The organism is Bacteroides sp. AM37-9, assembly GCF_003603455.1.
GTDB classification, from domain to species: Bacteria; Bacteroidota; Bacteroidia; order Bacteroidales; family Bacteroidaceae; genus Bacteroides; species Bacteroides xylanisolvens.
The window spans coordinates 49206-70891 of sequence record NZ_QTNF01000002.1 but is presented as its reverse complement, the minus strand read 5'-3'; the positions used below and the strand labels follow the sequence as shown (position 1 = coordinate 70891).

At 40.5% G+C, this 21686-nt stretch carries 10 protein-coding genes and 1 pseudogene; 8 read left to right on the top strand and 3 right to left on the bottom strand.

Translation table 11 applies throughout. From position 1 onward, the window contains the following. Positions 1–79: 79 nt before the first annotated feature. Positions 80–4614 (top strand): annotated as a pseudogene (locus DW862_RS01620) (two-component regulator propeller domain-containing protein). A 72-nt stretch (positions 4615–4686) separates the two neighbouring features. Here DW862_RS01620 and DW862_RS01615 read toward each other — a convergent pair. Genes DW862_RS01615 through DW862_RS01605 form a run of 3 tightly spaced genes read right to left on the bottom strand, consistent with a single transcriptional unit; the run spans position 4687 to position 11575 of the window. Further along, positions 4687–6297 carry a DUF5123 domain-containing protein gene (locus DW862_RS01615; protein WP_120067176.1) on the bottom strand — a complete coding sequence of 537 codons (1611 nt, stop codon included), beginning with the start codon at positions 6295–6297 and terminating at the stop codon, positions 4687–4689. Positions 6298–6329: 32 nt separating this feature from the next. Next, entirely contained in the window at positions 6330–8327 is a 1998-nt protein-coding gene (locus tag DW862_RS01610) for a RagB/SusD family nutrient uptake outer membrane protein (RefSeq protein WP_120067175.1), read from the bottom strand. A gap of 26 nt (positions 8328–8353) precedes the next feature. Beyond that, a complete protein-coding gene (locus DW862_RS01605; RefSeq protein WP_120067174.1) occupies positions 8354–11575 on the bottom strand; it encodes a TonB-dependent receptor in 3222 nt (1073 codons plus the stop codon). A gap of 297 nt (positions 11576–11872) precedes the next feature. Here DW862_RS01605 and DW862_RS01600 point away from each other — a divergent pair, with 297 nt between their 5' ends. The 7 genes from DW862_RS01600 (at position 11873) to DW862_RS01570 (ending at position 21676) form a co-directional block, all read left to right on the top strand. Beyond that, complete coding sequence (locus DW862_RS01600) at positions 11873–13513, top strand: pectate lyase (protein WP_117683320.1); 1641 nt, start codon at positions 11873–11875, stop codon at positions 13511–13513. Positions 13514–13560: 47 nt separating this feature from the next. Then, complete coding sequence (locus tag DW862_RS01595; RefSeq protein ID WP_074908847.1) at positions 13561–15138, top strand: polysaccharide lyase family 1 protein; 1578 nt, start codon at positions 13561–13563, stop codon at positions 15136–15138. A gap of 174 nt (positions 15139–15312) precedes the next feature. Further along, positions 15313–16107 carry a LiaF domain-containing protein gene (locus tag DW862_RS01590; RefSeq protein ID WP_074908826.1) on the top strand — a complete coding sequence of 265 codons (795 nt, stop codon included), beginning with the start codon at positions 15313–15315 and terminating at the stop codon, positions 16105–16107. A 3-nt stretch (positions 16108–16110) separates the two neighbouring features. Continuing rightward, complete coding sequence (locus DW862_RS01585; protein ID WP_008020767.1) at positions 16111–16929, top strand: LytTR family DNA-binding domain-containing protein; 819 nt, start codon at positions 16111–16113, stop codon at positions 16927–16929. A 118-nt stretch (positions 16930–17047) separates the two neighbouring features. Then, on the top strand, positions 17048–18577 hold the full coding sequence (locus DW862_RS01580; RefSeq protein ID WP_120067241.1) for a pectate lyase: 1530 nt from the start codon (positions 17048–17050) through the stop codon (positions 18575–18577). Between the two features lie 395 nt (positions 18578–18972). Then, the gene (locus tag DW862_RS01575) at positions 18973–19857 is read left to right on the top strand and encodes a hypothetical protein (RefSeq protein WP_120067173.1); all 885 of its coding nucleotides are present in this window, start codon (positions 18973–18975) and stop codon (positions 19855–19857) included. A gap of 13 nt (positions 19858–19870) precedes the next feature. Continuing rightward, the gene (locus DW862_RS01570) at positions 19871–21676 is read left to right on the top strand and encodes a DUF5123 domain-containing protein (protein ID WP_120067172.1); all 1806 of its coding nucleotides are present in this window, start codon (positions 19871–19873) and stop codon (positions 21674–21676) included. Positions 21677–21686: the final 10 nt, after the last annotated feature.

The following is a 21686-nucleotide window of genomic DNA, read 5'->3' as shown; positions in this document are numbered from 1 at the left end:
CCGATTCTGTTAAATAGCCGCTAAAGATTGCATGATACTACAAGTATTTTTCTATCTTTACGCCACAGAACCGAGTGATATGATGAAGAAAACCTTAATTTCAGTAATTCTATTGTTAGCTATTGCGTTCTCAACATACGCGCAACAGCACTGTTTTTTCACCCACTATTCTACTGAAGATGGACTATCCCAAAATACGGTGATGAACATCTTGCAGGATCATAAAGACAACCTTTGGTTTGCTACTTGGGATGGTATCAACCGTTTCAACGGTTATACTTTCAAAACATACAAGGCCCGTCAGGGAAACTACATCAGTCTGACCAATAACCGTGTAGATCGTATGTATGAAGATCGTTACGGCTTTCTGTGGTTGCTGACTTATGACAACCGTGTCCATCGTTTCGACCCGAAGACAGAGACATTCGAGCAAGTGCCTGCTGCCGGAGAAGAGGGGAGTGCTTTCAATGTACATACCATTGAAGTGATGCCGAACGGAACCGTCTGGCTGCTGACGGAAAACGACGGAGCCGTCCGCATCCTGACGCATCCGGATGAGAATAATCGTTTGACATGGGATATTTATTCCAGCAAGACAGAACTGTTTCCTTCTTTACATGTATTCAAAGTTCATCAAGATAAAGCCGGCAATGACTGGTTGCTGACGGATAATGGCCTCGGTATGATCCATCCCGGAAAGAAAGAGCCGGATTCTTATTTTACGGAGACAAAAGGAAAGTTTGGCGGAATGAATCAGGCTTTCTATGCTGTGCAGGAACGTGATAAAGATATTTGCTTCGCCTCGGATCATGGACGCATCTGGTCTTATCAGAAAGAAAGCGGAGAGTTTACGTTGATCGAGCTTCCCACAAAAGGACAGATCACCTCCATTCATCCCATTGCACCGGACGTATCCGTTATTACTACCGATTCGGATGGCTTTTTTACTTACAACCTGCGAACAAAAACAAACGTACATTACTCGTTCCTGACTTGTAAGGCGTTACCCGCAAAGCCGATCCTTTCTGCTTATGTAGACCGTTCTTCGGAAGTGTGGTTCGAACAGGAAGAACCGGGTGTTGTAGCTCATTTTAATCCCTCGACCGGAGTGGTGACCCGCGAGCAAATTCCTATAGAATACAGCAATCCCGAACGTTCCCGTCCGGCTTTTCATATCCATGAAGACGTAAACGGTTATCTTTGGGTACATCCTTACGGAGGAGGTTTCTCTTACTTCGATCCTCAAAAAAATGCTTGGTTCCTTTCTATAACGGACTGGGTAGCCGTGACTGGCGTTTTTCCAATAAGATTCATTCGGCCTTTTCCGACAAACAAGGTAATCTGTGGCTTTGTACCCACTCTAAAGGATTGGAGAAAGTGACTTATCGAAATGTACCCTTTGCGATGATGACCCCTATGCCTCATGAACACGAATCGTTGCATAATGAGGTACGTGCCCTGTGTGAAGACAAACTGGGAAATTTGTGGGTTGGCTTGAAAGACGGTATACTTCGTATATATGATGCCGGCAAAACTTATAAAGGATACCTCACCGAAAGCGGCACGATCTCTACCACCGGTACTCCCATGCTGGGAACCGTTTATTTTGTTATTCAGGATTCAAAAGGAATCATCTGGATTGCGACAAAAGGAGACGGCCTTGTTCGTGCCGAGCCGACTTCTTCCAACGGAATGTCTTATAAGCTGACCCGTTATCTTCATCGTGAAGATGATATGTACAGTTTGAGCGATAATAATGTATATTGCGTCTATGAAGATCATTATGGTCGTATCTGGCTGGCAACTTTTGCCGGAGGTATCAATTATATCACGGAGAATGAAGCTGGAAAGACATTGTTTATCAATCACCGGAACAACCTGAAAGGTTATCCCATCGATCCTTGTTACAAAGCTCGTTTCATCACTTCCGATAATAACGGACGCTTGTGGGTAGGGACAACTACGGGTGCCGTTGCTTTTGATGAGAATTTTAAGAAACCGGAGGATGTGAAGTTCTATCATTTCTCCCGTATGCCGAATGATACGCAAAGTTTGAGTAATAATGATGTCCATTGGATTATCTCCACCAAGAAAAAGGAACTTTATCTGGCTACTTTCGGCGGTGGACTCAACAAACTGGTATCTATCAGTAAGGAAGGTCACGGAGAATTCAAGTCATATTCCGTATTGGATGGTCTTCCTTCTGATGTCCTGCTTTCCATCCGCGAAGATAGTAAGCAGAATCTATGGATTAGTACGGAGAATGGAATTTGTAAGTTCATTCCCTCTGAAGAACGTTTTGAAAGTTATGACGAGCGTAGTATCACTTTCCCCGTACGTTTTAGTGAAGCCGCTTCGGCATTAACTGCTAAAGGAAGCATGCTTTTCGGTGCCAGTGGCGGAGTCTTTATATTTAATCCTGACTCTATACGTAAGAGCAGCTATATCCCGCCTATCGTATTCTCCAAACTGACAGTGGCTAATGAGGACATTACCCCCGGCGGCAACTCATTGTTGAAAGTGGATATTGACGACACTGATAAATTGGTACTTTCGCATAAAGAGAATATTTTCTCCGTTCATTTCGCGGCACTCGATTATACCAATCCGCAGAATATACAGTATGCTTATATTCTCGACGGATTTGAAAAACAGTGGACCTTTGCCGACAAACAGCGTAGCGTGACTTATACGAATCTTCCGAAAGGAGAGTATGTGCTCCGCGTCCGTTCTACCAATAGCGATGGTGTGTGGGTGGATAACGAACGTATCTTGGATATTGTCATTCTGCCTTCTTTCTGGGAAACGCCGATAGCATACGTGCTTTATATACTTTTCATTCTGATTATTATTCTTGTGGCCGTTTATATCCTGTTCACCATTTACCGGTTGAAGCATGAAGTGTCGGTCGAACAGCAGATTTCGGATATAAAACTGCGCTTCTTTACGAATATATCCCATGAGTTGCGTACTCCGCTTACGTTGATAGCAGGTCCGGTAGAGCAAGTCTTGAAGAATGATAAATTGCCGGCTGATGCCCGCGAACAGTTGGTGGTGGTTGAACGGAACACCAGCCGTATGCTTCGTCTTGTCAATCAGATATTGGACTTCCGTAAGATTCAGAACAAGAAGATGAAGATGCAAGTACAGCGTGTAGACATCGTTCCTTTCGTGTGCAAGGTGATGGATAATTTTGAAGCTGTGGCCGAAGAGCATCGGATTGATTTCCTGTTTCAGACGGAAAAGGAGCATCTTTATCTTTGGGTGGACGCCGATAAGCTGGAAAAAATTGTATTCAATCTGCTTTCCAATGCATTTAAGTATACGCCGAATGGCAAGATGATAACGATGTTTATCCGTGAAGATGAGAATACAGTTTCTATCGGTGTACAAGACCAGGGAATTGGTATCGCGGAAAATAAAAAGAAGTCCTTGTTTGTCCGCTTTGAGAATCTGGTGGACAAGAATCTGTTCAATCAGGCTAGTACGGGTATCGGACTTTCATTGGTGAAAGAGCTTGTGGAGATGCACAAGGCTACTATTTCCGTGGATAGTCGTTTGGGAGAGGGAAGTTGTTTCAAAGTCGATTTCCTGAAAGGGAAAGAACATTATGATAAGGAAACCGAGTTTATCCTGGAAGATGCGGAAGCTCCGGTAAGGATGGGGCAAGTGGTGGATATAGCCAACTCTTCCATTCAGTCTGAAACGCTGATACCCGATGATTCGGAGAAAATTGAAGCTGTTTATGAGGAAGATGCTGCGAAAGAAGAAAACTCCAAAGAACTGATGTTATTAGTTGAAGATAATCAGGAGTTACGTGAATTCTTGCGTAGTATATTTTCTCCGATGTACCGGGTAGTGGAAGCTGCCGATGGTAGGGAAGGAGCAAATAAAGCATTGAAGTATCTTCCGGATATTATTATCAGTGACGTGATGATGCCCGAGAAAGACGGTATCGAAATGACGCGTGAACTGCGTGCGGATATGACAACCAGCCATATACCTATTATCCTGCTTACTGCCAAAACTACGATTGAAAGTAAACTGGAAGGACTGGAATATGGTGCGGATGATTATATCACGAAACCTTTCAGTGCTACCTATCTGCAAGCCCGTGTGGAAAATCTGTTGATGCAGCGTAAGAAACTGCAAAGTTTCTATCGGGATAGCCTGATGCATATCCATATCTCTGCCGGTCAGGAGGATGCACCTGTTGCTACGGATGTGCCATCGGCAGAAGAAGACACCTCCGAAACTGTATCTGCAACGCTCGAAATGTCTCCCAACGACCGTAAATTTATGGATAAACTGGTGGAATTAATGGAGCAGAATATGGATAATGGTGAACTGGTGGTAGATGACTTGGTTCGGGAACTGGCTGTCAGTCGCTCTGTCTTCTTTAAGAAACTGAAAACACTAACCGGACTGGCTCCTATCGAATTTATCAAAGAAATGCGTATCAAGCGGGCCACGCAATTAATAGAAACCGGAGAGTTTAATATGACGCAGATTTCATATATGGTCGGTATTAATGATCCACGTTATTTCAGTAAATGTTTCAAGGCGCAAGTTGGAATGACGCCTACGGAGTATCGGGATAAAGTGGGAAGATAATAAGAAAGGCTATCATTTATCTGATAGCCTTTTTTATTCAATATGTCTTTTCTGACATTCTACTCTCTTTTATTATTCTGTCCAGCGAGGGTCACCAATGCTGCTTGGGAATAAGGCATCTATAATTTTGAAGTTTCCTTCTTCCGGATTTTCAAAAACTTCTGTAGATGGCTTATCATATTTGGTTACGTCACCAAGAGTGCTATGGAATGTCATGTCATTGGTACCATAAACTTTCTCGATAGTCAGACTAAGATTAGCAGCTGCATTTGCATTATGAGCTTTTCTATTGCTTCCACCATTAGCCAAGATTGTATTTTTGATAGCTAAAGACATGCCTAGGGTATTTTTATCTCCCAGTTCTAACATAGCTTTTGAACCTCCCCAGCCGTACATCGTACAATAATCGATGGAGAAAGAAGCAGCATTTCCTGCATAGAAGATGCGTCCTTGTGGTTTTATCAAGGTACTATTAGTTATTTCAGTAACAGGAATTTGGGCAACCGTTGATTCTTTATAAGCAAACATATCTCCGCTACAACCATTGATAATAGATTTGTTTACACTAACTTTATTAATTTGGATGCTTATACCTTCTTTGGCTCTTACTAATGATTTAGAGTTACTAATCGTACAGCTTTCTATTAATAAAGTGTTGATATTGGTTGATATATCATCTGTCATATCTGCACCTTTTTGAAGATTAAAGAAATAATCTCCTTGTGCATCAACATTTAAATTATAGAAACGTACCACATCTTTGTTGCCTAAAGTCAAAATAGTCTTAGTTGTCATTGTTGCCTGTTCAGCTCCGCCACTTGCTCCCCAGAATACGATTGATGTAACAGCTTCAGGTACAATGACAGTTTTACTGAATGTGATTGCTGTAGAATGTGGTACAACTAGAACTACATTTCCACTTTGTGCAGCAAGTACCTCGTTTGGATCATCAGCAACAGTAAGATATACAGGTGTGTAACCATCCGGGAAGTTTTCTGTAGTTTGGAATGATTTCTCACCTCTTAATATATCTTCACCGTTAACAGTATTGTATATACCGATAGTGTATGTGGTAGAAGCTGCCAGATCTGTAAGTTGATAACTACCTTCTGCATTCATTTCCGAAGAAATTGGAATGTTTGTTACTGCTGAAGTCTCTGTGTTCGTCAGTAAGAAGTGGGTTACGCTCTGATTCTTTTTCCATGTGATAATGGCAGTAGAACCAGTGATGGTTGAGATCTCCTCAATTAATTGTTCTGTCTTGGTCTTAAAGCTTGTATTTTCCGGATATACCCATTTGGAAGGTGAAGCTGTTTCAGAGCATGAACGGATACGAATATAATAACTGGTATTTGCATCCAATCCTTCAATAGTGTACGGAGAGCTTTTTATACTCTTATCCTCTCCGAAGATAACAGATCCTTCCTGATAATTTTCAGCTGTAAGTTCAGAAGTATTCACTTCAATGATATAATAATCAGTATTGATTGTATTATTCCATATAACTTCAGCATCATTGATGCTAGGGCTGACTGCCAGTTTAGTACTACGGAACAGACGATTATAGGCACTATCTGTTTCCCAATCATTTGCCTTCTCACACGATGAAAGCAGTACGGTCAGGGCTATAAAAAGCCCTGATAAAACCGTGTATTTTGTTGATTTGATAAAATTCATGTTCATGAGATCAATTATTGAATGATATTCATAATTTATTAGAAGTTATAAGAGTTCTCTATGTAACCGTTGGCATCCGAGACAGTTTTGGAGCCTATCGGTAATAGATGTCTATTTTTGATTGTAGCATTTAAACCACTGCTGATATCATCTACATACTCAAGATTTAAATCATTGGTTGTTTTACTGGTATCTGCTACTCCCTTCTTCCATTCATAGTTGGTTCCCCAACCGGTAACATATTCATAACCTGCAGTTTTAGCAGCTTCTTTCACTTTATCTGGATCTTCAAGGTTGCTAAGCTCATTAGGAATTTGTTCAGTACGCCAAGTGATACTATTCATATCAATAGAATACGGATCATCTGTCTTCATTTTATAGAAGATGAATTTGGGAGCAGTCTCAATCATAGTTTTGTAGTCTGTTCTGAATTGATCCAGCTTTTCGGAAAGTGTTCCCCAACGTATCAGGTCATATTTGCGAACACATTCACCTGCAAACTCCCATGCACGTTCTTGGTCAAGGGCTTCCATGAAATTGTTTCGGGCAGATGCTTCGATTGCAGTTTTAGCAGCATTTTGAGCAGCAGTGTCAAAGGCACGAATATGTACTTCTGTTAAAGCTTCAAGTGCAGTTTTTGTAGTGGTACCATTGGGATTGCTGCCTTCTAATCCATACAAGTTATACATCACTTCAGCATACATTAATAAAATATCAGAATAACGCATAACTACCCAGTTAATACCTGGAGCCCACTTCTGGTCTGTATTTTGTGCCAGAGAGATGATTGCATCATCCATTTTACGAATGTCCCATTTTGCTACATAGGCACTGAAAGGAGCGTTAGAAAGCAATGTCTCTTTTATCACAGCTTTATTGTCTACTGTCGTTTGTTTTAATTCATAGTAAGCACATGTAATATCTCTACGGCTGTCGTTATTATCAAAAGATAAAATATAAGAAGCTGTAAGTCTGATATTACCACTGCTATTACCTTTTGCGCCATATTTGTTGCTGGCACCATTGATACGAACTCCGGTACTGTAACCCATTTCACCAGATCTACCTAATCCGTGAGCTACCTCATATAGATTTTCATAATATTTGGTATCCAGTGTCCGTTTATTGATTAAATCCCATTGGTTTTCAAAAGATGGATTCAGTTTATGAACTTGTTTGCTTACTACAATATCCAAATGTGCTAATGCACGTTCGTGTAATTTTTGAACTTCAGCTACAGACGGACATTGAGTAGGGAATTGTCCGTCGCTGCAAGTCGGATGATTTCTATAACCTGCTTTTGCCTGTTCGCGAATACTATATCCGGCACGTGATAAAGCGATACGGGCAAATAGACCGTGTGCAAAGCCAGCAGTGGCATGTTCCGTTGTATATCCATCTTCACCTGCCCATGGAAGATAATTGGCAGCTTCGTCCAGATCATCTAACAACTGGTCTAAAATAATATCCCGGTCTGTTTTTGCTGCATACATGTTAGAACCATCAGGTTGGGTAGGCTCAAAGCGCATCGGAACATCTCCGTAATTCTTAACTATATCATAATATACCATTGCACGCATGGTTAATGCTTCTCCTAAATAACGGAGCATTGGTTTACGGGTGGTAGTTCCTTCTGCTAACAAGTCACTATTACGAATACCGTCAATAACGATATTGGCATTCTCAATAATAGCAAAACATCTTTCCCAGTTCGTATCGAGTTTATCCCATCCTTTGCTTAGATAGTAATTCCCTAATCCTCTTTCTGAATTTTGATGAACTTCCGATTGCTTGGTTGCATTTGCCAGTTCAATATCCGTATTATTACCGAAATTGATAGGAATACGGGAACCATAAGTGTGGTCGTATGTCAAATCGGCATATACCTTGTTTAACGCCTGTTCTGTATACACAACGGAGTTAAAAACATTTTCTCCTTTCAACTCCGAAGGGGATGACTGGTCGAGAAAGTCACTGCATGAAAGCAAGCTGAACAATCCGGTTCCTAGTAATACTAATTTTATATAAGTTTTCATATATGTATTTCCTTTCTATTTATGGGTTAGAATGTAACATTAATACCCCCTACAAATGAGCGGCTTTTGGGATATGCAGAATAATCTACGCCCGGAGTCATTGGAGTACTGCGGCGTGTATCTACTTCCGGATCTGCTCCCGAGTATTTTGTGAAACAATACAAGTTGTAACCAGTCACGTAGATACGTACGTTTTGCATAAACATTTTGTTTACGAAAACTTTAGGTAATGTATATCCGATTGAAATGTTATTGACACGCAGGAAAGAACCATCTTCTACTGCCCAGTCAAGTAATGGCATTTCTGTGATTGAACCTGGATTATACATGGAAGCTCCGGCATTTATTTCATTTAAGCGATTAATAGTATAATCAAGCCCATTACTCTTGATATATGAACTTTTCAGCATGTTTTCTCCTGTTGACGGATCAATCCAGGAATAACGGTTAGCTAATGTAAAGTTATCATTTAAATTCCATCCTTTTTTAGTATCATTGTAGTAACTTGAACCTAACTTGGTTGCATTCACAATCTTGTTACCAAGAGAGTAATTGAAGAAGGCTGATAAATCAAAGTTCTTGTAACGCATGTTTATACCGAAACCACCGGTAACAGTTGGAACAGTATTTCCTAGACGTTTCTTCGTAAATTTACCATCTTCATCAGCTTTCAGTTTTAGTGAGCCCGGACCAAAATTGTTATATTTAATCAGTTCTGTCGGATCAGTGAGATTCTCGTTAAGTATCCACTTGCTGCCGTCCCATGAAAAATCGTCAGTAGTATAGAAGCCATCCAATTCATATCCATATACTTCTCCCAGACGTCCTCCTTCTTCAATGAAGAAGTCGTTTTGTCCGGCAGGTTTGCCTCCCCAGTTACTACTTTGCCAGGTTTGTCCTCCGGCTAACTTATCAATTTTGGCTCTATTATAAGAAATGTTGAAGTTGGCATTTAAACCAAAATCTTTAGTATCTACTATGACTGCGTCTAATGCTAATTCTATACCTTTATTTGATGTCTGTCCAAAGTTCTTATATTGGGTAGAAAAACCAGTGCTTGAAGGTATTGTTGCATTCATCAACAAGTCTTTAGTTGTATTCCAGTATGCATCAATACTACCGGATAAACGGTTGTTCCAGAATCCGAAGTCAATACCTAAGTTACGGGTAAGTGTTGTTTCCCATTTTAGGTCAGGATTAGAAAGATTAGAAGCATGTTGTAATACAACAGCACTTGTTTCATTGAAATAAATGTTCTTATCACTTGTCTCTGCTAATGAGAAAGTAGAATTAATGGCACCTGATTTAATACGGTTATTACCAGCTGTACCTACACTTAAACGAAGTTTTAGGTTGGATAACCATTCTTTGCTTCTTTCCATCCATGCTTCGTCAGATATTCTCCATGCTAAAGCTAATGACGGGAAATATCCCCATTGGTTTCCTTTTGAGAATTTGCTGGAGCCATCGGCACGCATTGTGAAAGTCATCAGATACTTGTCTTGTATCGTATAGTTGACACGTCCGAAGAACGATAATAGATTGTCTTTGAAACCAATATAAGTAGAGGTAGGCAATGCCGTTCCGTTACTCATACCGGAAAGGACATCACTGATAGTCATATATTTGGAAAAAGCAACAGAAGTATTAATCGTTTCATGATCGTAACTACTTGAAACTTCATGTCCTAACATAACATTTAATTTGTGAGTGTTATTCAAGAACTTAGTATCATACGTTACTGTATTTGCATTACGCCAGTTTTTATTAACGACCTTATTTAACAGAGCTTGTGGCTGTCCATAATAACCATATTTAGAATTACTTGTAGCTTCCACTCCCCATACTTGGTCAGTATTGTTATATCTCCATCCATAACCAAACTCACTTCTGAATGTTAATCCTTTGATTGGTTTCCAGTTAAGTCCTACGTTATAGTTTTGTTGCAAGCGGGTTTGTTTCTTGTAAGTTGCATTTAAACGTTCCAGTGGGTTATATTGTGCATTGTTCACATTTTCATCATCATCGCTGTCTGAACTTGTTGTATTGATTTCCTCTACCGGTTTGTAGATGACGGAACGTGATATTAGTGAATTGGCTGCACTTGATTCGTTTGCATCTGCTCCACCACTGATACCATCAATCGTTTGGTAACTAAAACGGGCATTAAAGTCCATTGTTAACCATTTGTTGATATTGGTATTAAGTTTGGCATTAATATTCTCTTTTGAGAAACCTGAACCAAGCATGATACTTTTTTCTTCGTTATGGGCATAACTAACACTGAATTTGGTATCTTTATTACCTCCACTCACACTCACATTGTATTGCTGTTGATTTCCTGTACGACCAAAAATCTCATCCTGGTAGTCGGTGCCTTTCATAGATTTGTAAATATCCAAATCATCAAACATACCATATTTCATCCCTTCCTGGTCTATTTCCTGTTGCCATAATACATATTCGTAAGGGTTCAGTACATCTACCATTTTAGTAACTTTACGAACACCGAACGAAGCCCCCAAATTCACCTGAATCTTACCTTCCTGACCGGATTTAGTAGTAATGATGATAACACCGTTTGCACCACGGGCACCATAAATAGCGGTAGAAGAAGCATCTTTCAATACATCTACCGATTGAATATCTGTTGGAGCAATATCAGAGATACTTGATACGGGAAATCCGTCTACAATATAAAGCGGTGAATTATCTTGAGATAGAGAACCGCCACCACGTACGCGGATTTTTACGTCTGCATCAGGAGAACCTTCAGTCGTTGTGATAGATACACCAGCCATTTTTCCCTGTAATGCTTCTGATGCAGAAGATACTGGAATGGCAGCTATCTGTTTGGCACTAACGGAAGATACGGAACCAGTCAGATCCTTTTTTGCAACGGTTCCGTAACCAATTACCACAACTTCATCCAATGCTTGTGTATCATCAGAAAGAGTGACATTAATTTGACTTTGTCCTTTTACAGCAATATCCAGAGTTTTCATTCCGATATAAGAAATTGTAAGGGTTGCTTTTGAAGGAACCTTGATAGAATAGTTACCATCTAAATCAGTAATTGTACCATTGGTAGTATTACCTTTCTCTACTACAGAAGCTCCGATGATCGGTTCTCCTGTTGTGTCTTTCACATTACCTTTTACGGTAATTGTTTGCGCTGATACGCCAAGCGATATCGCTGCAAATAGCATTAGCAGCCAACTGCGCATGTTTTTCACCTTGTTAGACATTCTTTGCATGTTTATTAATTAATGGTTATTGTTTTGATTCTGTACTCACATTTAGAGTTAATTCCTCGGTACAAAAGTATATGAATGTGAATATAGATATGTGCAATATTTGTTTTTCACCTAGTATTTTTTGTTTTTTAATAGCCGGCAGGCATTTTTAGAATAGTTTTAAAACAAAAAATACACATGATAGCTTGAAAAGCCTTGTTTTATCGATTTTAATGATTTGGAAAAACAAAATTTGAACAAGACTTTTCTTTATCCTGCCTACTTTTGCCCTCATTAATCTAATAATGTATGAAAATGGATATAATTCTAAGTAAATGGTGTTTGGCCATTTTGTTTGCTTTTGGAATCCTGGCGTGTACTGATGGTAGTGACGCAAATGAATTGCCTAAAGAACCTGAAGGGACTGGAGAAACTCAAGATGAAAAGATACCAGCTTTTCCTGGGGCAGAAGGACATGGACGCTACACAACCGGTGGGCGTGGTGGCGATGTATATATTGTTACTTCATTGGAGGACAAGTTACAGAACGGAACTTTACGTTATGGTATTGAGAAACTAAGCGGAAAACGTACAATTATTTTCCAGGTATCCGGAACTATTCATTTAAATGGTGATTTAAAGATTAAGAATGGAGATTTGACCATTGCAGGCCAGACGGCTCCGGGGGATGGTATTTGTTTGGCTGGTTATCCGGTTTTCTTGGAAGCAGACAATGTTATTGTCCGTTTTATGCGTTTTCGAATGGGAAATAAAGAAGATGTCAGTGCAGACGGAGCCGACGCCTTTGGCGGTCGGTATCATAGAAATATAATGATTGATCATTGTTCTATGAGTTGGTGTACTGACGAATGTGTTTCTTTCTATCAAAATGAGAATTTTACACTGCAATGGTGTCTTATTTCTGAAAGTCTGCGTTTAGGTGGGCATACGAAAGGTCCTCATGGTTATGGTGGTATATGGGGAGGTATGAAAGCTTCTTTTCACCATAATCTATTGGCACATCATGATAGCCGTAATCCTCGTCTAGGTCCTGGAGTTAATTCGACAAAAGAGAATGAAATTGTTGATATGCGTAATAATGTCATTTATAACTGGTGTGGAAACTCTTGTTATGGTGGAGAAGCCATGCATGTAAATATTGTGAATAATTTTTATAAGCCGGGGCCTGCCACTCCTACTGGCACTTCTAAACGTGGACGTATTATTGCCATTGACAAAAAAGTGAGTGATTCGGATAAGAAATCATATCCGGCCATTTTTGACACTTGGGGAGATTTCTTTATCCAAGGAAATGTGGTGGATGATGGACAAATTAATGGTGCGGCTGATTACGATCGTTGTATGAAGGCTACAAAGGATAACTGGGAGTATGGAGTCTATAATCAGTTTGATAAAAAGTATGGAACGTTGGATGAAGGTACAAAAAAAGCTCTTAGACGTACCACTCCTGTAGAAACAGGTACTGTTACCACTCATGATGCTCGTACGGCTTTTGAGCGTGTTATGGATTATGCAGGTTGTTCTTTGCACAGGGATAGAGTGGATGAACGTATTGTTCAGGAGACTCGTACCGGGACTGCGAACTATCAGGGAATGAACGAGCACAATGGTCAGGGAGTTGTTGAAGGTATTGATTGGAAAAGCGTGGGGTATCCAAAGAAAGGTATCATTGATAGTCAGGATGATGTGATTCCTGTTGGAGAATCTTCAGCATGGCCTGAATTGGTACAAGGTGTTATTCTGAAGGATTCGGATAATGATGGTATGCCTGATGAATGGGAAAAAAAGTATGGTTTGAATCCGAATGATGCTTCTGACCGAAATGGTAAAACAGTAGATGAGGAAGGAACATATACAAATCTGGAGATGTATATGAATAGCTTGGTACAAAAGATTGTTGAGGAACAGAATAAAGGAGGAGTACAATAAATAAATTTGGTGTATTTTTGTATTATTCCATAAATAAAAATATGAATATGAATTTGATCTTTCGTTGTTTAACCGTTTTATTAACTCTGATCGGAAATGAGGCTGTTTTTGCCTTTTCTGGTATTGGTAACACTCTTGATTTTGGAGAGTTGGCTGCTTTTCCCGGAGCAGAAGGATATGGACGTATGACTACAGGCGGACGTGGAGGTGAAGTGTATATTGTTACTTCTTTAGCAGATGATGGGATGCCTGGCACTTTACGTTATGGTATAGAAAAGTTGGATGGTCCTCGTACTATCATTTTTCAAGTGTCCGGTACAATATTTCTGCATAAAGACCTAAAAATACGGAAAGGGAATTTGACTATTGCGGGACAAACTGCACCGGGAAACGGTATTTGCATAGCGGGTTATCCGGTGACAAATTATGCTAGTAATGTAATTCTCCGTTTTTTACGTTTCCGTATGGGTAATAAAGAATGTGTGCATCCTGACGGTGCAGATGCTTTAGGAGGAAAAGGGGCAAGGAATGTGATTATAGACCATTGCTCTATCAGCTGGTGTACAGATGAATGTGCCTCTTTTTATGAAAATGATGATTTTACTATGCAGTGGTGCATTATTTCTGAAAGTCTTAGATTAGGTGGACATACCAAAGGTCCTCATGGATATGGAGGAATTTGGGGAGGTGAACACTCTTCTTATCACCATAATCTATTAGCCCATCATGATAGCCGGAATCCCCGTTTCGGATTAGGAGCTAAGGTACGTAAGAATGGAGAATGTGATGGTGATTATGTCGATTTTCGCAATAATGTGATCTATAATTGGGGTATGAACAGTTCGTATGGTGGTGAAAGGATGAATATTAATATAGTGAACAATTATTATAAACCTGGTCCTGCAACGGTGACAGGCTCTAAACGTGGACGGATTTTTGCTATAGATGCAACAGAAAATAGGAATGGGGGGTATCTGTGGGGAAAGTATTATATCGATGGTAACGTTGTAGATGGAGGGGCAGATGATAAAAACAGCCAAAAGGCTACAGCTAATAATTGGGAATATGGAGTTTACAATCAATTTTCGAATAATTATAAGAAAGTAGTTACGCAAAAAACTAAAGACTCGATTCGATTGGACAAACCTCATGAATTTGCATCGGTAACAACACATTCTGCTTTCAATGCTTATAAACAAGTGTTGGATTATGCGGGGTGTTCATTGCATCGAGATGATGTGGACGCACGTATTGTGAAGGAAACACGTACGAGAACAGCTGGATATAAAGGTTTGAATGTTCATAATGGGGAAGGAGGTATTTGGAAAAGTGAAGGATATCCGAAACCAGGATTGATAGATAGTCAGGATGATTTGCTCTCGTTAAATACTTCGGAAAATGTTTCCGTATGGCCAGTTCTTTTACAAAGAAGTACCTTGATTGATTCTGATAATGATGGTATGCCTGATGCATGGGAGAGAAAATTCGGATTAAATCCTCATGATGCTTCTGATGGCAATGGAAAAACGATAGATAAATATGGCCAGTATACAAATCTGGAAATGTATATGAATAGTTTGGTGCATGACATTATTGAAAAACAAAATAGCGGTGGAAAGAAGTAATCTGCAAACATCGTATTTAAGAATTATCTTTATCAGGTAAGATACTTTATAGTCAGTTTCACCGGTTTTTATCCGGCATTCATCGGAATTTATACCGGAAATCAACAGAAAAGGCTGTAGAAGCAGTGGGAAATGATGTATCTTTGAACCATTAATCAATTAATAATAGAGACAATGGAAGAGAAACAAAAATTTCCCACTGCTACAGGCTTTTCCGGTAAAATACTGATAGCTTCGCTTTTTATCCTTTCCGGGATTCTGCTGTTTGCCCGTAATATGGGATGGATTACATCTGAAGTCTTCGATATGATCGTGTCCTGGCATTCACTCCTTATTATATTAGGTATATATTCTATGATTCGCCGCCATTTCATCGGTGGAATCATCCTTTTGTTGATAGGTGTGTATTTTTTGATTGGAGGACTTTCATGGTTGCCTGAAAATTCGCAGGCAATGGTATGGCCTATCGCTCTGATAACAGCAGGTGTCTTATTCTTTTTTAAATCCGGCAAGAATAGGCGGGGGCATTGGGCGCATCATCATGCCATGCAACATCGTCAGAAATGGATGAAGATGCATCAGGGACAACCCGGCATGAATTTTGAAAGTGAGCAACAGCAGGCAGAGTCAGTAGATGGTTTTCTACGTGCCGAAAATGTTTGGGGAGCTGCCCGTCACGTAGTGCTTGACGAATTGTTTAAAGGAGCTGTCATTCGCACATCTTTCGGAGGAACGACGATTGATTTGCGCCATACCCATATTGCACCCGGAGAAACATACATCGATTTGGATTGCAGTTGGGGAGGAGTTGAGATATATGTCCCTTCTGACTGGAAAGTCGTGTTTAAATGTAATGCTTTCTTTGGAGGATGTGATGATAAACGTTGGCAGAATGGAAATATAAATAAGGAGAGTGTGTTAGTAATTCGGGGAACACTTTCTTTCGGAGGCTTGGAGGTTAAAGGCTAGCGTATGAAAGCACATCCGATTATAGAATCTCCTTTTCGTTGGATTCCGATGCTGGTGCTGGCATTGATTCTGGTTGCATTCCAGGTAGCTTTGGTCTGTGGATACACCGGAAACGATTATCTTCCCGCTTTGGTAGATGGAATAGTAACGATTGGTTGGCTGGCGGCTATCGCCTATCTGGCATGGTTTGTGGTCGGTCTTGTCTCGTTGTTCCAGACGGATGTAATTATGATTATCGTTGGAAGTCTGCTTTGGCTGGCAGGAAGTTTTATGGTCTGTGACATAATGGTGAGAATTGTAGGAGTGTCCTATGTTCCTTTTGCGCAGACAATCCCTTTCCGGTTATTGTTCGGACTACCGGTTTTAATTGCTATTACTCTATGGTACCGCTTGATAGTCACAAAAGAAGAAGTACAAAATCAGGAACTGGAAAAAGAACTGGCTGTACATCAGGTGAATGTGGCTGAACAGCAGGAAGAATCACCCATTGAATGGATAGATCGTATTACAGTGAAAGACGGCTCCCGGATTCATTTGGTGAAGGCAGACGAAATGATTTACATACAAGCATGTGGAGATTATGTGATGCTGATAACCCCCACAGGCGAATACCTGAAAGAGCAGACCATGAAGTATTTTGAAACTCATCTCTCTCCGGATACATTTGTTCGGGTGCATCGTTCTACGATTGTGAATGTTACGCAGATTTCCCGGGTCGAGCTTTTCGGAAAAGAAACCTATCAGTTATTATTGAAGAATGGAGTGAAACTTCGGGTTAGTCTTTCCGGTTACCGATTATTGAAAGAACGATTGGGGATATAAAATTTGGTCATTTTGATCGTAAAAACTAATTTATCCCCATTATTGGTCAAAAAATGAATATAGATATGAAAGGCTTCCACTACTTTTGTTTCATTATCTAATAATTATGAATGTGGAAATGAAAAGAAAATTAGTTTATGGTTGTCTGCTGATAATGGTTGCGGTAGGAATGATGTCCTTTTCTTATGATATGACCGGAGAGCAGGAGGCAAAGGTTCAGGAAGATAAAGTTGTGGCTTTCCCCGGTGCTGAAGGACACGGCAGATATACGACAGGCGGGCGTGGAGGAAAGGTGTATCATGTGACTTCTTTGGAAGACGATGGTTCACAGGGAACTTTGCGTTGGGCTTTGAAACAAAATGGACCTAAAACCATTGTTTTTGATGTGGCAGGTACCATCCGGTTGAAATCGGAGTTGAGAACAGGCAAAGACAATCTGACTATTGCAGGACAGACTTCTCCCGGTGGCATTTGTCTGGCTGATTATGGCTTTTCCATTAATTCTAATAATGTAATCATCCGTTTTCTTCGTTTCCGTCCCGGAGAGGCAAGTGGAAAAGAACCCGATGGGCTGGGCGGCTGTGATAAGAAAGATATTATGGTAGATCATTGCTCTATCAGTTGGAGTGTGGATGAATGTCTTTCCGTTTATGGAATGGAAAACTCTACAGTGCAATGGTGCATTGCGTCTGAAGCATTAAGAAAAGCAACTCATGTAAAAGGAGCGCATGGATATGGAGGTAACTGGGGAGGACATAAAGCTTCCTACCATCATAATTTGATTGCTCATTGTGAAAGCCGGGTACCGCGTCTGGGACCTCGTCCTTCCACACTGGCTCTTGGCGAATGTGTTGATATTCGCAATAATGTTTTTTATAACTGGGCCGGAAACGGTTGCTATGGCGGAGAGGACCAGCATGTCAATATTGTCAATAACTACTATAAACCCGGACCGGCAACCAAACAAGCCTCCAAACAGGTGCAATATCGCATTGCCAAAGTCGGAGTTTATCCGCAAGCTTACGTCTACATCGATGGAGAACCCAAAAAGAACCTGGCTTTTCAACCATACCTGCAGAAATGGGGAACTTTCTATATTGATGGAAATAAGATAGAAGGTAATAACAAAGTGACTGTCGATAACTGGACGGATGGGATCTATGCCCAACTGAAGAATGATGCAAAAGTAGATTTCCTGTGGACGGAAGAAGCCAAAGAAGCGATTCGCCTGAAAGAACCTCTTGATTTTGGAGTAATCACCACCTATTCGGCTGATAAGGCTTATGAACAAGTGATGAATTTTGCAGGTTGCAGCAATTATCGGGATGAAGTAGATAAACGTATCATCTCTGATACCCGAAAAGGAAAGGCAACTTTCACAGGAGAAGGAAACAAACCCGGATTTATCAATAGCCCCAAAGATACAGGTGATTCTCCCTGGCCGGAACTATCAATAGCAGGTTTTTCGGCACCGGTAGATTCGGACGGTGACGGTATGCCTGACGAGTGGGAAATAAAAAACGGACTTGATCCGAATAATCCTGCAGATGGGAATACAAAAACGAAAGATCCGAATGGACAATATACGAATCTTGAGGTATATTTGAATAGTTTGGTGCAAAATATAGTCAACGCACAGAACAAATAGGTAATCAGCAACTCTCCGTTCAATGCGGTGAATTTAGATGATATGCCCTTCAGGTGTTTGATGATAACACTTGAAGGGCATATCGTTTGGATACATGGCTACACTGGAGGGGCACTTTTTTGCCCCAGTCCGTTTTTTACTCCTTTTCTACTAAATCTTACTCTATCTTCTCTTGCTTAATTCTCAATTTTGCACTGGTGAAAGAACAAAGAATTCACTCTAGCGAAAAACATCATTAATATACAATGAAAATCTAAATAAATGGGAAACATGAAGTCAGCACTTATAATAGCCAATCCTCCTTAGGCTTGCATCTGCCTTTTACAGAAAAAGGGCATAGAATTTTTATTCTTTTAATAATTGTATATCTTTAAATTATATATAAACTAATATTTATGAAACATCTAGCAAGTTTATTTCTTCTGTCATTTCTGCTTTGCTGTTCTTGTTCACAGCAAATGGATGATGAATGGAAACCGAATGAACAACTTCCCAATGTGCCCGAAACCCATCCGGTGGGCGTTTCTTTCAGTAGGGCTAGTCTTGAAACTTTTGCCGAATATGGAATTACCGAGGTCGGTGTTTATGTGTACCTGCAAGATTCCATGGTGTATGGTAAAAATCTCCCTTTAAATGATGGATCTTTAAAAGTAGACCTTCCTTTAGGAGAAAATCTGCAAACCTTTATTGTGGCAAATGCCGATCACCTGGTAGATACAGATAGTCTTTCTAAAGTGGTGGTTTATCAGGATGCATACGCTCAAAAACCGGTTTATATTTCGGAAGTGGTAGGTTTTACTTCAGATAACTCGATCTGTTCGCTGAATGTAGAGTTGAAGCGTTTGGTAGGACAAGCAGTCTTCCAGCCGAAAGAGACGGAAGAAGAATTGAATGCAATCACCCGTTTTGACCAGTTGAATGTTACTTTTACGAATGTAGCAATAGGCTATAAAGTAAAAAGCAAAGAATGTATTACAGAAAATGTAACCATCTCCACTAATCTCTCTACCGGCTTTGGCGCTTCGGTTTATTCGTTTCCCACAGTGAATGGAGATTCCAGAACATCTATCGATGTGGTATATCTGAAAGGAGGCGAGGAGGTGAATCGTATTATCAGTCCTCTCGATACCGGTATAGGCTTTGAGTCTTCCAAGCGTTCTACCGTACATATGAAAATTACGGATGAGAATTACCTGGATGAGCCGTGGCCTTCGGTACGCGCAATGGTGTATAAAGGTATATCCACTCAACCGTTTACAATAGAAGTTTCAGAATTTTAAAAACAGGAGTTATATGAGAAATATATTCTATTCGCTGACAGGATTCATACTCCTGTTGGGAATAACAGCTTGTTCGGAAGAAGAACGATACGCCACCTCGGTAGTAAAAGAGATAGAACTGTTTCTGGATGACCAGCCATGGGCTGTGAACACTGGTGCATCTAACAAACCTCTGTTTATCTATACGGCTGATGGTGAGTATGTAGCCAATTATTCGTCGCTTTATCGTTTTCAGTTGCCTAATGGAAGTTATAACATAATTTCCACTACACAATCCGATTCTATTCCCAGCCCGAGGAATCTGAATGACATTGTGATACATCAGGATCCGACTGCTAAAACAAAGTATGCTATTTCAGCACCGGTGACATACAAATCTCCATTTAACGAACCACTAAGCGTGCGTATGTACAATCGTACAGGTGTACTTCGTCTGAAGTCTACCGATCGTAAATCGGATAAGAGCTATTCGAAATTGCGCGCAGTTGTTTCTTCACCCATTTCGGGTTATAAACTTTCGGACGCGACTTTTGTAAAAACTCCGATAAACGTACAACGTGAGAAGGAAACGACTACTGGCGGAGTGAATTACACCGATGACTTTGTCTTGTTTCAAACTCAAAGTGAAGGCGAACAAGTATCCGTGCGTATCGACTATCTGGATAAAAACAATACAGTGGTTCAATCTAAAGCTATTGATGGAGCATTTTCCATCTTGCCCGACGATACAGTGCAAGTGGCATTTGCGTTGAACAACGTAGACGAACCGGTCATACAAGATTACACGGTAACGATTGCTTCGGAAGGCTGGAACGAAGAAGACATCAATCCGGAAGCTCCGATGAGAATTCCTGACGGATACAGATATGTAAGTCCGGAAGAGAACCTTGAATCAATCTGTAAATCAATGCTGGCGGATGCTTCTGTGGATGAGGTGAAACTTTTCCTGAAAGCAGGTGCTACCTATAAATTAGGTACACAGACCGAAATACCGAAGGCCCTCTACATCATGGGACAGGCACCGGGTGATGGTGAAGAATTAGCATTTATGGAAATGGGCAACATGAGTATCAACTGTCCTGATGCCATTATTGAAGCCTTCCACTTCGAGAATCTGAAAATAAAGGTGACAACTTCCGATTTCTTTAAGTTTAAAAACCAAGCTTTCCATGTATCTACTATCTCTTGGAAGAACTGTGAAATCAGCGATTTGGTACGTACAATGTGGTATCAGGAAGTAAACGCTGCACAGAAACAGATTGCCGATCATATTGTGATTGAAAATTGTCGTTTCTTAGGCTTGAATTCCGGTGGAAGTGGCCTGTTCGGTCTTTCTACCAAGCAGGACGCGCCGGTACACAACTTTGTGTTCAAGAATTCTACGTTCCATGCCAACAATCTCACAAGAGCTTTGATAACCGGCTTGGGTAGTATGACAGGCGAACTGAATGTGACAATAGAGAATTGTACATTTGTGAGTATGGCTCCTGCTGCAATGACCTTCTTCGACTTAAATCCGAAGAATACCTCTTCATTCCACTTGGTTGTCCGTAATAATCTCTTTAGTGGTGTTTGTGAAGCCGGTCAGGGAACCTGGTTTACTACAAGAAACGTCACAAGCAAGACTTTCGAGAATAACTATCGCACCAATGGCTTTGTCGTGGCTAATTGGGGAGTCGATGCTGCTGAAATGCCAGTAGAAACAACTCTCCCGATGGAAACACTCTTCAAAGATGTGGCTGGTAGAGACTTCACGATCACCGATAAAAACTCCGAAGTATATACCAACGGAATCGGTGACCCGCATTGGATTAAATAATCAATAGAGT